Source organism: Rummeliibacillus sp. G93, from assembly GCF_023515935.1.
Taxonomy (GTDB): Bacteria; Bacillota; Bacilli; order Bacillales_A; family Planococcaceae; genus Rummeliibacillus; species Rummeliibacillus stabekisii.
The window spans coordinates 1,504,387-1,518,307 of sequence record NZ_CP097314.1; the positions used below are offsets into that span (position 1 = coordinate 1,504,387).

The window sequence follows — 13,921 nt, forward strand, 5'->3', positions numbered from 1 at the left end:
TCTTTTTCTCTATGCTAACGATATTATACATGATTTTATGATGAAAAGGATGGGGTATAGCCAATAATATTGTTATTACTTGAATTTTTTTAAAAAGATAAACCTCGCTAGTCTATTTAAAATAAAAACAAAAAGAAGCTAACTGAAATTGAAGAAATTAAAGAGAAAAAAAGCAAAGACATGATAGAGCAATGCTCCTCATATTTTTGCTTTTTAATTTTATTGATTAGTTTTAAATTTAGCTAATGCTGTTTGTAAATCTTCTGCCATTTCACTAAGAGTCTTGGCTGAAGAAGAGATTTCTTCCATAAAGACAGATTGCTGCTCTGCCGCGCTTGCAATGCCTTTAGTATGATCAAAGGTATTGCGGGTTACTGATGAAATATCATTCATAGCAGCTGAAACTTCTTCTGTGCCGGCAGAAATTTCTTCTGCTGCAGCTGAAACTTCAGAAACTTGGTCCGCTATAGTTTGGAATGCATTTGTCATCTGTTTAAATGAACTTCCCGCTGTATTAAGAATAGCAGAGCCTTCATCGACATCTCCTACGCCTTTATTCATTAACTTGGCAGCAGCCGCTGTAGACGATTGCACTTTTTGAATGATAGCAGCGATATGAGAGGAGAATTCCTGTGATTCTGCAGATAATTTTTTCACCTCTGCAGCCACTACTGCAAATCCTTTACCGTGTTCGCCTGCTCGAGCGGCTTCTATTGAAGCATTTAAAGATAACAATTGTGTTTGTGAGGCAATATTGGTGATACCTGATACCATTTCATCAATATTTTTCGAATACACTTCTAACTTTTGGATCTCGCTTGAAGCATCACCAACTGAGTTTCTAATTTGTTCCATTTGGTCCATGGCATGTTGGATATTATTATAGCCTTCTGTTGCTTCATTTGCTGACATGTTTGTCTGTTCAGAAACATTTGTTGTTGACTCTGCAACTCGCTGAACGCCGTTAGCCATTTCTTCCATTGAGTAGGATGTTTGGTCTGCACCCTCAATTTGTTGTTCAGAACCTTTTACAATTTGCTGAGTCGAAGAAGCTACTTCATTTGAAAACTTCACGGTTTCATCTGAGATAGCAGTCAATTCTTCTGATGAAGCGGCTAATTGTCCCACAGAGTCGTTCACTTGATTAATAGTGTCAGCAAATGAATCAATCATAAGATTAATATCTGTTGCCATTTGTCCAAGCTCATCGCTTGATTGTACTTTCAATCTAGGTGTCAAATCTCCAGTTGCTAGCACTTTAATAACTTTGGACATATACGGTATTGATTGAAGCATTTTTTTAGAAAGCAAATAGACTATTAATATAAGAAGCAAGCCGCCGATTGCAAAGAATAAAATCATCTTTTTAACATACTCATCTAGACTAGCAAGTGCTATTTTTTGAGGTATAGACGTACCTACTGACCAGCCTGTAGCTGGTACCTGGGAGTAACCGACATATTGTTTCTGGCCTTTAACTGAAGCTAATTGTAGACCTTCTTTTCCAGTTACCATTTTTTGTCCGATTTTACCCATATCGCCTGTTAAATCAGACAATTTCTTTTCTAAGATTAATTTTTTATCAGGATGATACAAAATGGTTCCATTATTATCTAGTAAAAATGAATAGCCACCTTTACCTAGTTTATATGACTGCATAATTCCAGGTAGATCATCTAAAAACAAATCAATTGCAACAAATCCTAACGTTTTATTGCCATCTTTTATTTGTTTAATGGCACTTAAAATAACCTTGCCAAACACTTGGTCCATATAAGGTTCAGTAAAATAAACATCATCATCTGCTAAAGCAGGCTGATACCACGGCCGAGTTTTAATATCAAAACTCTTATCCTGCAATAAATTGTTGTTCCCTATTAAGAAGTTCCCATCGATACTGGCAACCCATACCATAGCAATAGACTCATCAGCTTTAGGTATCCTGTCAAGTGATTGCATAACCGTTTTATAATGAGAATCTGTTCTAGCCTCGTTACGTGAATGAGTAGTATGTAAATAGTCCGTAATTTCTTGGTTTGCAGCAATTTGCCGGACAATCGCTTGTTTTTCAGAAAACATGCTATTAACGGACTCTGCAGTGGCATTACTTTTTGTTGAAAGTTCTTCTTCAATATCGTGTATAAGAAGAGATTTCGTATAGGTATAATTCATCACGCCAGTTACTGAAAAAACAATGATGATGGCAACTAGCAGTGAAAGTGACAATTTGGTTGAAATACTTTTTTTCAGCCATGAAAGCGCTAACTTGCTTTTTTTCAATTTTATCTCCTGCCTTAGTAAAATTTTTCTGTAATGTAGTTATTAAACAACTTTATTACTATAAACTAGATTGATAAATGTAGTCAATACTACTAATTCGATTTTTATCGACAATTCTTTAGTTAAAGAAAATAGATTAGGCATTCAGGCTAAAGAATTACTTTTTAATACACTATTTAGTGGAATCAAACAGCTCATATGTGAAAAAATCCTCGCTATGATATGATAAAAGTAAGCAAAAATATTTAAATAGAAGGGCCGTTATTTTATGAATTCAACAATCAATACCTTACTGGCTGAACAGGGTGAAAATGTTTTAAAAAGCATGAAGGAATTAAAACGTCTCGCCAAGAAAAAAGGAAAAGCTAGATTTGATGCGTTTGAAAAATTTTGTGCGAACCAACATTCTTTTGGCGTATATACATTTACTGATCCAACTATACAAGAGATGGGTGAAATTAAGGCTTTCCAAGAGAATATGGAAGCTTTTAGAGATACCTTCCAGGTAGTTAGTACAAACTTTGATGAAACAATGGATATTTCTTTAGTAGATTCTATTTATGAAGCAACCTTCACTTCTTATAATGAGATGGTGATTGAATTTAATTTGTTGGATCGCAGACTAGATGCCAAAAGATTTTAGAAAAGGTGGTTGAAGAATGCCAATTCATAATGTTTTGGAGCCAATTATCGACCAAGATACCCGTGTGCTGATCCTTGGTTCTATGCCCAGCCAACAATCGCTTACCAAGCAGCAATATTATGGCAATCCCCGCAACCATTTTTGGCCAATTATAGGTGAAATTCTAGGTTCTGATATTCCAAATGACTATCAACTGAAAATCCAACTTCTTATTCAGCACAGGATTGGCTTGTGGGACACTATACAATCCTGTGAACGGCAGGGAAGCCTTGATTCTACGATTAAAGAGATTGTTCCGAATGATTTTAGTAAAATACTTCGAATATATCCATCTATTCGCTTGATCTTATTTAATGGAGGAAAGTCTTTTGATGTATTTAAAAAGTATATTGGTTTAGATTTTTTAAAAGATGTAGATGTTGATTTTGCTAAAATGCCTTCTACTAGTCCAATACCAGGAAAGAACATCAAATCATTCAATGAAAAGATAGAAGAGTGGCGGATAATAGAAAGGTATATATTATGAACCAGTGAGAATAATTCACTGGTTTTTTTGTATGGCATAATACTAGAAGAGTATTTTTTACACTATAAAAATCATACGCAATGTTTTTAATGACATAATTATCTGAATATTGTAAAATAAATGGTATATTAAAAGATAATGAGGTGTAGGACGATGAATGTACCATTAGTGCTTACAGATTTTTTAGATCGTGCAGTGGAATTATATGGTGAGAAAAAAGCAATTATAGATGAAAATAGAGAGCTTACATACCATGAGCTGAATGGTCGGGTAAACCGATTGTCACGAGGGATACATTCAATGGGAGTTAAAAAAGGCGATCATGTTGCTTATTTAGCTTCAAATACAATTGAAATGTATGAAGGTTTTTATGCCATTTATCAATTGGGAGCAGTCATGGTACCTCTTAATATTCGACTGAAACCTGAAGACTATCTATTTATCCTAAATCATAGTGAATCAAAAATATTGTTTGTTGATCAAGATTTTTATCATTTAATTTTACCTGTTAAAGATAAACTAGAAACAGTAGAGCATATTGTAGTTCATTATAAAGAGAATGGAACATCCGAACTTGGTTATGATGAGTGGCTTACTGGTTTTAGTGAAGCTCCTTTTCCAAGAGAGACGCTTGAAGAAAATGACGTAGCAAGCCTCTTATATACAAGTGGAACAACAGGAGATCCAAAGGGTGTGATGCTAACACATAGAAACAATTACTTACATGCAATTACAACAATGCACCATTTACGAGTGACAGATGAAGATGTGCTCCTTCATGTTTTACCAATGTTCCATGTGAATGGATGGGGGTCACCATTTTATTATACAGCCAATGGAGCAACCCAAATATTTTTACGAAAATCTTCTCCAAAAGCAATTTTTGATGAAATAGCTGAACACAATGTCTCCGTTGTCCATATGGCTCCTACCGTATTAAACAGTTTAATTCAATATTTCGATGAAGAACAGCCTGAACGGTCTGATAAACTTCGTGTAGTAATAGCGGGTTCTGCTCCTCCAGTAGCATTTGTAGAAACAGTAGAAAAGGAAATCGGATGGGAATTTGTCCAAGTATATGGCATGACAGAATCCTCTCCACTAAGTACAATTTCACGTATATTACCTCAATATGAGCATCTACCAAAAGAGGTAAAGTATGAATTAAAGGCGAAAGCCGGAACACCCATGATTGGCACAAAAGTAAAAGTTGTAGATGAACTAGGTGAAGAAGTGCCACACGATGGGGAAACAGTCGGAGAAGTCATTGTTCGAGGCAATAGTGTAATGAAAGGATATTGGAAAAATGAACAAGCTACTCTTCAAACAGTCAAAGATGGTTGGCTGCATACAGGAGATGTAGGCCATATAAATGAAATGGGCTATTTAACTATTACGGATCGTAAAAAAGATATCATTATAAGCGGTGGAGAAAATATTTCATCTATAGAAGTAGAAGGTGTCTTGTATGATCATCCAGATATCCTTGAAGCAGCTGTAATCGCTGTTCCGCATGAAAAATGGGGAGAGACTCCACATGCATACATTGTTTTACGGAAAGACAGCACATTAACAGAGTCTGAGGTAATTGAGTTCTCTCGATCCAAATTAGCGCATTTTAAAGCAATAACAAGTGTTACATTTATTGAGGAATTACCTAAAACGGCTTCTGGCAAAATACAAAAAGTGCATTTGCGCACTAATTATTCAGATAGCACTCATATTCATAAATGATGGTAAGAAGAGTTCACTTTCTATTAAAGTGAACTCTTCTTAAATAATTAGATTTACATTTTTTTCTTATAATTCATTTTTTTATAAGGGTAGCATATAAAGGTAGTGATTGCTCAATTATAAAAGGAGGTTTTTAGATGAATAAAGAAGAAGTGGATAGCAAAATACAAAAAGTTAAAGATAAGATTTCAAGCTCTCAGCAAAAAAAGCAAGCAGATTTTATTTTACGTAACGCAAAAGTAGCGGATGTGTTTAACCTTGTTTGGCGAAAGGCTGACATTGTAGTGAAAAATGAAATGATTGTAGCGATTGATGAAGAGGGGGAATTTGAAGCATTAGAAGAGGAAGATGCGAAAGGCCAACATGTTATTCCTGGGTTGATAGACACTCATATCCATATAGAATCCACTTTACTGCCCCCTTCTGAGTTTAGCCGTGTAATCTTACCATTTGGCGTTACGACTGCTATTACAGATCCCCACGAAATTGCAAATGTTGCAGGTACACTTGGGGTTCAATATATGCTTTTAAGTGCACGTCAGGCAGAAATGGATATATATACAATGGTCCCTTCCAGTGTCCCTGCTACTTCCTTTGAACATGCAGGCGCTAAACTAGATGCAGAAGCTGTTGGGTTGTTTATGAATGAATATGATGTGCTTGGATTAGCTGAAGTAATGGATTATGAAGCTTTTTTTAAGATGGAAGATGACATCCTAAAAAAGATTGTGGAAACAAAGAACCTTGGAAAACTTGTAGATGGTCATGCAGCTGAATTGACGAAGACTCAAATTCGAGGCTATCGGGCGGCTGGCATACATACTGATCATGAAAGTATTTCAGCAAAAGAAGCAAGTATTCGTGTACAACAAGGGATGTATGTTCTTATGAGAGAAGGGTCTGCTGCTAAAAATGTTTTGGCTATTTTACCCGCTGTTACCGCAACTAATGCTAGGCGATTTTGCTTTTGTACCGATGATAAGCATGTTGATGAACTAATGAAAGAAGGCAGTATTAATCATGCTGTTTCAATTGCGATTGAAGCAGGAATGGAGCCATTGTTAGCAATACAAATTGCTACGTTGAATGCGGCTGAATGCTATAAGCTACATAAAAAAGGTGCATTAGCAGAGGGATATCTAGCAGATTTTGTTCTTTTAAAGGATTTGAAAAAATGCGAATCTCAAGCTGTATGGAAAAACGGGAAAAAAGTCGCTGAAAATGGAAAAATGCTAACCGAGAGAAAGAAAAGAATCCCTGTACCTCATTCAATTTTACACTCCGTTAAACTGCCACTCGTGAAAAAAGAAGATTTGGCGATACCACTTAACCCGAACGAGCAAGTACACATAATTGAAATTATCCCAAATGAATTAGAGACTAAATTAAAAGTAGAAAATGTCCCTGTGAAAAATAATGAATTTAATCCTTCACCTAAAGACGATTTATTAAAATTAGCGGTCATTGAACGCCATCATAATCTAAATTGCATAGGAAAGGGAATTGTAATGGGAATGGGGATAAAAAGAGGAGCCATTGCTACAACATTTGCACATGATTCTCATAACTTGATAGTATGTGGAACGAACGATGAAGATATGTTGCTAGCTATAGATGAAATAAATAAGATACAAGGCGGCTATGCGATTACAGCAGATGGTGAAGTGTTGAGTTCAATCCCACTACCTATCGGTGGATTAATGTCAGATCTAGACGCAAAAGCAGTGGTTGAACAAATGAGAGAGCTTCATAAGGCACTTGGAAAAATAGATACAAACCTATCATTTCATTTGTTTATTACACTATCGTTTCTTGCCCTCCCTGCCATTCCAGCTTTAAGACTGACTGATCAAGGATTATTTAATACGAAAGAGTTCAAATTCATTCCTTTAAACCACAAATAAACTATGTAAAGCAGATTCCTTTAGAAGGAATCTGCTGTTAAGCTTTACAAGAACAACCGAACTAAATAGAGAAGGATAGATAATGCGATTAGCACAATCCCTATCCAAACAAGGACAACTGAGCCAAATATTAGCCCGATGAAGAATAAGAGCAGCCCTATATTAAATAGGTAAAACTGCCATCTTTCTAATTCCTTCGATTTGCAATTTTTACGCTGATAAGAGTAACCGATTGCCACATTGGAAAGCCATCCTAGTACAAGCAGATGTGCATATATTACCCAATTATAAGTATCGGTTGCATACATATAGATCCCATATCCTACGCTAATTGCAAAGTAGATGGATGCTATTCTCAACCAACTTGAAATCATATATTTTCACCTCCTATTCCTTCTATGTATAGTATGCTTGTTCATTGTTCGGAGGTTGGGTTAAATGGCAATGTTCTTACTACACATAAAAGGGTTTGAATTAAAGGACTCAGTGCGATATATCGAACTATTCCAGATCTACATTTTTGAAGATATAAAAAGAGACATTGTCTAATGTAGAACAGACAATGTCTCTTTTGTAAGGCTAAAATTAATTGCATTTATTTTCGTAAATTATTCCAAGAGTAAATATGAAAGATGCACTAGCTGCCGTAATATCCTGACACTAACCATGGGATAACAGAGGATCTACAATGAAAATGTGACTTAATTCTGTAAAGGTAATATTTATTGCTGTTTCGCTAAAAAGACCGACACTCCATGCTACTAAAAGAGCAGCCATGATATGGCCTATTATAAATTAATCTTCTGTAACTTTGTTTTCATGGTGTACTTCAGAAAAGACAAACCAAAAATCATAAGGGTGGGGAAGGCAATTCTATATTAATTTAACTACTCATAAGATTAACTAATAAATATTTGCAAGGAGGCGGCATTGTTCTGCTTAGAAAGATGAAAATTATATTTAGTGGCAGTATCTTACTGTCTATAGGAATTAATTTATTTTTGGCACCTAATCAAATATTGGACGGTGGCTTTATTGGATTATCATTAATTCTCTATTATCTTTACAATTTAACACCTGGATTAATGATAATCATCTTAAGTATACCTGTCTTTATAATTGCTTGGTTTAAAAATCGTGCTTATCTTTATAATAGTATCCATGGCTTAATTATTTCTTCTTTGATGATTGATTTATTTAAGCCTTTACGAGTGCTTATTCGGATGGATGCCATGTTTAGTGCAATAATCGGAGGTATACTTATAGGCCTTGGCATTGGAATCATGTTACGTGCGGGTATCAGTACTTGTGGTAGTGATTTACTTGCTCTCTTTATTAATGGAAAGACCGGTCTAAATGTAGGCCTGCTTATTTTTATCTTTGATAGTTTCGTCATCACACTTGGCGGGTTATTGCTTTCTGCAAATACATTCTTGCTATCGATTGTGGCTATCTTCTTTGCAGGCATGACAACTAGCTTAGTAACAAGTAGAACATTTACCAGAACATTAACGTCTTGAAATTCGCACTTGGCAGGTTATTTCTTAAACAACATATATTGATTTATTTCAATAAGAGTAGCATTATAAGAATATGTGTTCTTTTTAGGGCTGACAGTCATAGTTAAGGAGAGAGACAGGAGGTTGAATGACAATAGAACAAGTTGTTATACTCGCTGAAAAACCTTCGCAGGCTAAGGCTTATGCAGAGGCTTTTCAAGTTGCTAGAAAAACAAAACATTACATAGAATTAAAACCTTCTCCAGTTTTACCTCATGGAGCAACGATTACATGGGGTATCGGCCATTTGGTAGAACTAAAGCAGCCTGCTGATTATAAAGCTGAATGGAAGCGGTGGTCGCTTTCACAATTGCCCATGATTCCGGATCGCTATGAATTTAGAGTAGGGAAGGGAAAGTGGGAACAATTTCAAGAGGTGAAACGGTTGTTCAAGGAAGCGAGCCTCTTAATTAATGCTTGTGATGTCGATCGGGAAGGTTCTAATATCTTTTATTCTATATTAAAACAGACAGGTGTAAGAAATAAGCCAGTTCAAAGGCTCTGGATTAATTCCTTAGAAGCAGAGGAAATCAGAAAAGGTTTCTCAAACTTACGCGATAACCGAAAAGATCTGTTGCTCTATCAAGAAGCGCAAACACGCCAAATTAGTGATTGGCTAGTCGGCATGAATGCAAGCCGCTTATATACAATGCTTCTGAAAGCAAAAGGGTACAATGAAACGATGTCCATCGGCCGTGTTCAGTCACCAACTGTTTTCATGATTTATCAAAGACAACTCGAGATTGAAGATTTTAAGCCTGCCAAATTTTATGAGCTAACTGGTGAATTTGCTTCGCAGCAAGGAAAATACCAAGGGAAAGCTAATATAAAAAAGGACAAGCGCGAAGAAGTAGAAGAATTGTTGAAGCAAGCAGGAGTGCATGAAAATACTCCGTTGAATGGTATTGTTAAAGATGTAAAGAAAGTAAAGAAGTCCATTAGACCGCCAAAGTTGCATTCACTTTCTACATTACAAGCAAAAGCCAACAAGACGTGGAAATATAGCCCCGCAAAGGTGTTGGAAATTGCTCAATCCTTGTATGAAAAAAAACTGATTTCTTACCCACGCTCAGATTGCCAATACATTACGGATGCAGAATTTACCTATATCTCAGGAGGGCTATCAGGATATCAACAACTCATCGGCCAGCAATTTGAAGCAACTCATACCAAACCACAAAGAAGGTATGTTGATGGATCTAAAGTGGAAGAGCATTATGCTATTATTCCTACTAAAACGATTCCTACTGCAGCTAAGTTGAACGGGTTGTCGCTTCAAGAAAAAAATCTCTACCTAGAGGTAGTCCGTACGACTATTTCAATGTTCCACCATGACTATCTATATGAAGAGACAACCATTATCACAGATGTAGTTGGTATTGAGTTTAAAACTACAGGGAAAATTGAACTTGTTCGAGGCTTTCAGGAATTATGGCCAGCTCCAACGAAAAAGAAAGAAGAACAGTATTTGCCCAAAGTTTTAAAGAATGAAAGTGTGGAGGCCATTCTTCATATCCATGAAGGTACTACTCAACCTCCAAAACCTTATACAGAAGGCCAACTAATTCAAATGATGAAAACCTGTGGCAAAATAATCGAGGATTCAGGAGAAAGTGATATTTTGAAAGAGGTGGAGGGATTAGGGACAGAGGCCACGCGAGCAGGTATTATTGAAACAATAAAAAAACACGGTTATATTGATGTCGCTAAAAACATTGTTTCCATCACAGATAAAGGACGCATACTCTGTGAAACATTAGAAGGCTCACTTCTCGCAAGTCCATCTATGACTGCTAAATGGGAAAACTATTTGCGTAAAATTGGAAATAATACTGGCACGCAAGAAGCTTTTTTAAACAGTGTAAAAAAATTCCTCCATCATTTGATAGAGACCACGCCTGATAAAGTGGAGAAGACTACAATTCAGATCCCACAAGAATCTTTATGTAAAGAAAAAATAGATATTTTATGTCCACTTTGCCATAAGGGTAAGCTGGTCTCGCAAAAGAATTTTTATGGTTGTTCTCACTATAAAGAAGGCTGTAGCTTAATTATATCTAAAAGAGTGGCCAGCAAAATGCTATCACCAAACCAGATTAAAGAACTATGCCAGAATGGAATCACGAAAGAAATCAAGGGTTTTAAATCAAAAAAAGGTACGACCTTTTCGGCTAAGTTAAAGCTTGAACAAGGGAAAGTAACCTTTGTATTTAATTAGTGGTGGCTATTAAAAGAAAATCGATAGATATTCTGGTCTTTTCATATTTGTTGATTTAATATCATTCAATTGGGTTGACAATTTGAGATAAGTAAGAGATAATATAATTTATGCTGATTAGCTAATTTTAAAGTTATTGGCATTCTACGATGTGTTTTTGAAGATACTTATTCATACTGGCGTGGCTATAGGGCTACAAGGACGCGAAAGTAGGTAGGGTTCGCGTTGCTTAAGTTAGAGAACTTTCCAGTAGGATTTTACCGCGGCAACAGTAAACGTGATAGATATTCCCCGGATGATCGGGTTGAAATAAGAACTTTTTTAAATTAGCTAATAAAATATCAAATCCAAAGGGTATATTTGCCATAACGGTAGATATACCCTTTGTCCAATTTAGGGAGTTTATCCGCATGAATGAATGCTTTTTGCGCATTCTAGAGGTGGAGGTGAAAAACATGGCTAACAACAAAAAGAAAAAGTCAAACAATTTAGACCGAGAGGAATTTGGTTACGGCTATGATTTAAGTCCAGACGATTTAGATGTAATAGGGCAAAATAACTCAGCAAAAGCTAAAAATGATAATGAAAACAAGGATAGACCAACAAATAAAACAAATCCTTCACGTCTCAACGAATAATTAAAAAGTATCCATTTGATTCAATGTGTTATTACAATTAGGCAATTTTTCTACAGGTATAGGAACTCGAAAGTAGTTAGGGTTCGTTCGCATTGCTTAAGTTAAAGGGAAGAACTTATAGCAGGATTTAACTGTGGTATCAGTATACTGATAGATATTTCCGGTTGGCCAGGATAAAATAAGAATTTTTTTTATATTAGCTTATAGAATATTGATTCAAGGGGTATATATGCATAACGGCAGATATACCCCTTGTCCAATTGTGGACATTTATCTGCATGAATGAATGCTTTTCGAGCATTCTAGAGGTGGAGGTGAAGAAACATGGCAAACAATGAAAAGAAAAATTTATCTACCAAGAAAGAAGATCGTGAGGAAACTGGTTTGAGTTTTGATTTGAACCCAGATGATTTTGAGGAAACAAAACATGATAATGCTGCCAAGGCGAAAAGTGATACGTATAATGTAGGTAAACAAACTGAGGCGGATACTACTAAAAACAACGATTAAATAAAAAGTGCCCACTTGATACAATTTATTTATTGTACCGTCTGGGCACTTTTTAGGCTTTTAATATGAAGTAATCTTATTGAAGATAATCAGGGTGATCATATTCTTTAGGCTTTTCAGTTAACTCATCAAAAATTGTTGGTTGTTGTGTTGCAGCATCTGTAGTTGTTTGTGAAGAAATTTCTCGTTGGTAAGTTTCCATTATTTTTTTAAATTCTCCAACAGTTAAGGGCTTGGCTTCATCCATTAATTCGTAACCAAGTAAACCATTGGGTTCAATAGTAGCTGTTTTAATATCTTGATAACGCGATACACCTTGGTTGCGAAGTCGCATTTCCAACTGGTCTATTGTCAATCGAACTTTCTTGATGTTACGAATGTTTAATTTTCCATTTTCAATCACAACTTTGCTTTTTCCCGTAATAAGTTTTTCTATGGCATTAAATTTTAATTGGAGATATTCTAAAAAAAGTACTAATAATACAAGAATTCCTACAGCCATAATTGTATGAGTGACTCCTTGACCTGCAATCGGTTGAACAAGAATTGTTCCAGTAGAAATCATTAAAATGGTGGTGCTTAAGTTCATCTGTGAAATGGATTTTCTGCCAGAAATTCTTAATAAGATTACACCTGATAAAATGAGAAGCAACGTTTTCAAGATTAATGCCACATCATTCACTCTTTTCAATTGAATTTGTCTTTTTAAACTGTGCAATAATTGTATTGCTATACGAATTATGGTTTAGCAGTATTCCTTTGAAATGTTTTTATGTATAATGATGGTGGACTAAAAATATAGAAAGTAGTGATCATAATGGCAACAGCTTCACACACTGTAGAAGTAAATGTTCCACAAAAAGATGTCTGGGAATTTGTTAGCAAAATGGAAAATTGGGCAACTTTAGTGCCTGGCTATAGAGAACATGAAATGATGGATGAACAACATTCAAATTGGACATTTGCAGGAAATGTTGGTGTATTGAAAAAAGAAGTAAAAGTGGAGATTACTATTACAAGCTGGGATGAGCCTAATAAAATTTCATTTACATTAACAGGTTTGACTGATAAGTTTACTGGTAACGGTTACTTTGAAGGAGAAGCAATTAGTGAAGAAAAAACGAAAATGACTGGTTATCTAGAAGTGAAAGCTGGAGGGTTTGCTGCACCTGTGTTAAACCCGATTTTCCAGGCTGTTCTGCCAAAGGCAACAAGTATGTTGACGAATCGTGTAGCTAATCGAATCGGTTTAGTACACGTATAAGAGAAAACAGTATTTGAAGGTATTACATACACGTATGTATTTTAAAAAAAGAATGGATTGCTTTTAGCAATCCATTCTTTTTTTTGCTTCTGGTGTTTTTTTCTTTAAAATGAACATGATTATGGAAACAATGATCAACATGGGTATTGCGTAAATTTGACCAATAAATAATTTCCAGCCGACTGAATTATATCCTTCAGAAGCTGGGAGGGTGGTACAAATTATACAAACAATCAGATAAGCTAGTATAGGGGGGACAAAGTAATTCATTTTCATATACAACTGCCTCCTAGCCTTTATCGTACTCTAAGTGATTTCTATTTCTACTATTTTATTCTAGCATATACATTTCGTTCCTGAAATAGATTTCAATAATATAAAGAAATTAATTATATAAAATTTACCAAAAGAAAACTATGCATTTTGACTTTTTTCACAGAAAATACTCTTTTAAGATGGAAAGTCTGTGAAGAAAGGTGTATTATTCATTATGTAGGTTAAAAGTGGGGAGTATACTCCATTTAAATATTCGAAGCATACTGATTTTCAAGGCGCTTAACATGATTGGCAAACACACTTTTAGAGTGAAAGTGTGTAATTTGGATGTTTTTTGGCATGCTTGGCCAAAAGCGTCTTATTGTTAGA

At 35.4% G+C, this 13,921-nt stretch carries 13 protein-coding genes; 9 read left to right on the forward strand and 4 right to left on the reverse strand.

The window, feature by feature from the left end; all coding sequences use genetic code 11:
* Positions 1 to 219 precede the first annotated feature (219 nt).
* Positions 220 to 2,280, reverse strand: coding sequence for a methyl-accepting chemotaxis protein (locus tag M2M59_RS07535; RefSeq protein WP_249775900.1), 2,061 nt, complete (start codon positions 2,278 to 2,280; stop codon positions 220 to 222).
* A 268-nt stretch (positions 2,281 to 2,548) separates the two neighbouring features.
* Here M2M59_RS07535 and M2M59_RS07540 point away from each other — a divergent pair, with 268 nt between their 5' ends.
* The 4 genes from M2M59_RS07540 (at position 2,549) to ade (ending at position 7,087) form a co-directional block, all read left to right on the forward strand.
* Positions 2,549 to 2,923, forward strand: coding sequence for a hypothetical protein (locus M2M59_RS07540; RefSeq protein WP_147193542.1), 375 nt, complete (start codon positions 2,549 to 2,551; stop codon positions 2,921 to 2,923).
* A gap of 16 nt (positions 2,924 to 2,939) precedes the next feature.
* Positions 2,940 to 3,449: a DNA-deoxyinosine glycosylase gene (locus tag M2M59_RS07545; protein WP_249775901.1), complete on the forward strand. Its 510-nt coding sequence runs from the start codon at positions 2,940 to 2,942 to the stop codon at positions 3,447 to 3,449.
* Between the two features lie 153 nt (positions 3,450 to 3,602).
* On the forward strand, positions 3,603 to 5,183 hold the full coding sequence (locus M2M59_RS07550) for a long-chain-fatty-acid--CoA ligase (RefSeq protein WP_249775902.1): 1,581 nt from the start codon (positions 3,603 to 3,605) through the stop codon (positions 5,181 to 5,183).
* A 137-nt stretch (positions 5,184 to 5,320) separates the two neighbouring features.
* The gene (gene ade / locus M2M59_RS07555) at positions 5,321 to 7,087 is read left to right on the forward strand and encodes an adenine deaminase (RefSeq protein WP_249775903.1); all 1,767 of its coding nucleotides are present in this window, start codon (positions 5,321 to 5,323) and stop codon (positions 7,085 to 7,087) included.
* A 44-nt stretch (positions 7,088 to 7,131) separates the two neighbouring features.
* Here the strand turns inward: ade and M2M59_RS07560 are convergent, their stop codons facing one another.
* Positions 7,132 to 7,461, reverse strand: a complete 330-nt coding sequence (locus M2M59_RS07560) for a zinc metallopeptidase (RefSeq protein ID WP_147193538.1) — start codon at positions 7,459 to 7,461, stop codon at positions 7,132 to 7,134.
* Positions 7,462 to 8,034: 573 nt separating this feature from the next.
* On the opposite strand from M2M59_RS07560, the gene M2M59_RS07565 reads away from it, so the two are divergent.
* The 4 genes from M2M59_RS07565 (at position 8,035) to M2M59_RS07580 (ending at position 12,012) form a co-directional block, all read left to right on the forward strand.
* Positions 8,035 to 8,607, forward strand: a complete 573-nt coding sequence (locus M2M59_RS07565) for a YitT family protein (protein WP_147195058.1) — start codon at positions 8,035 to 8,037, stop codon at positions 8,605 to 8,607.
* Between the two features lie 127 nt (positions 8,608 to 8,734).
* Positions 8,735 to 10,864: a type IA DNA topoisomerase gene (gene topB, locus M2M59_RS07570; protein ID WP_249775904.1), complete on the forward strand. Its 2,130-nt coding sequence runs from the start codon at positions 8,735 to 8,737 to the stop codon at positions 10,862 to 10,864.
* A 455-nt stretch (positions 10,865 to 11,319) separates the two neighbouring features.
* Complete coding sequence (locus tag M2M59_RS07575) at positions 11,320 to 11,502, forward strand: hypothetical protein (RefSeq protein ID WP_147193536.1); 183 nt, start codon at positions 11,320 to 11,322, stop codon at positions 11,500 to 11,502.
* Between the two features lie 324 nt (positions 11,503 to 11,826).
* Positions 11,827 to 12,012: a hypothetical protein gene (locus M2M59_RS07580; protein ID WP_147193535.1), complete on the forward strand. Its 186-nt coding sequence runs from the start codon at positions 11,827 to 11,829 to the stop codon at positions 12,010 to 12,012.
* Positions 12,013 to 12,088: 76 nt separating this feature from the next.
* Here the strand turns inward: M2M59_RS07580 and M2M59_RS07585 are convergent, their stop codons facing one another.
* Complete coding sequence (locus tag M2M59_RS07585; protein ID WP_184117492.1) at positions 12,089 to 12,685, reverse strand: DUF421 domain-containing protein; 597 nt, start codon at positions 12,683 to 12,685, stop codon at positions 12,089 to 12,091.
* A gap of 144 nt (positions 12,686 to 12,829) precedes the next feature.
* On the opposite strand from M2M59_RS07585, the gene M2M59_RS07590 reads away from it, so the two are divergent.
* Positions 12,830 to 13,276: an SRPBCC family protein gene (locus M2M59_RS07590; protein WP_147193534.1), complete on the forward strand. Its 447-nt coding sequence runs from the start codon at positions 12,830 to 12,832 to the stop codon at positions 13,274 to 13,276.
* Positions 13,277 to 13,339: 63 nt separating this feature from the next.
* Here M2M59_RS07590 and M2M59_RS07595 read toward each other — a convergent pair whose 3' ends face one another.
* Positions 13,340 to 13,546: a DUF4017 family protein gene (locus M2M59_RS07595; RefSeq protein ID WP_249775985.1), complete on the reverse strand. Its 207-nt coding sequence runs from the start codon at positions 13,544 to 13,546 to the stop codon at positions 13,340 to 13,342.
* Positions 13,547 to 13,921: the final 375 nt, after the last annotated feature.

What these genes read in the sequence shown, in the direction of transcription:
- M2M59_RS07540 (WP_147193542.1), top strand. Translation starts at nt 2,549, where the DNA reads ATGAATTCAACAATCAATACCTTACTGGCTGAACAGGGTGAAAATGTT.
- M2M59_RS07545 (WP_249775901.1), top strand. Translation starts at nt 2,940, where the DNA reads ATGCCAATTCATAATGTTTTGGAGCCAATTATCGACCAAGATACCCGT.
- M2M59_RS07550 (WP_249775902.1), top strand. Translation starts at nt 3,603, where the DNA reads ATGAATGTACCATTAGTGCTTACAGATTTTTTAGATCGTGCAGTGGAA.
- ade (WP_249775903.1), top strand. Translation starts at nt 5,321, where the DNA reads ATGAATAAAGAAGAAGTGGATAGCAAAATACAAAAAGTTAAAGATAAG.
- M2M59_RS07560 (WP_147193538.1), bottom strand. Translation starts at nt 7,461, where the DNA reads ATGATTTCAAGTTGGTTGAGAATAGCATCCATCTACTTTGCAATTAGC.
- M2M59_RS07565 (WP_147195058.1), top strand. Translation starts at nt 8,035, where the DNA reads ATGAAAATTATATTTAGTGGCAGTATCTTACTGTCTATAGGAATTAAT.
- topB (WP_249775904.1), top strand. Translation starts at nt 8,735, where the DNA reads ATGACAATAGAACAAGTTGTTATACTCGCTGAAAAACCTTCGCAGGCT.
- M2M59_RS07575 (WP_147193536.1), top strand. Translation starts at nt 11,320, where the DNA reads ATGGCTAACAACAAAAAGAAAAAGTCAAACAATTTAGACCGAGAGGAA.
- M2M59_RS07580 (WP_147193535.1), top strand. Translation starts at nt 11,827, where the DNA reads ATGGCAAACAATGAAAAGAAAAATTTATCTACCAAGAAAGAAGATCGT.
- M2M59_RS07590 (WP_147193534.1), top strand. Translation starts at nt 12,830, where the DNA reads ATGGCAACAGCTTCACACACTGTAGAAGTAAATGTTCCACAAAAAGAT.
- M2M59_RS07595 (WP_249775985.1), bottom strand. Translation starts at nt 13,546, where the DNA reads ATGAATTACTTTGTCCCCCCTATACTAGCTTATCTGATTGTTTGTATA.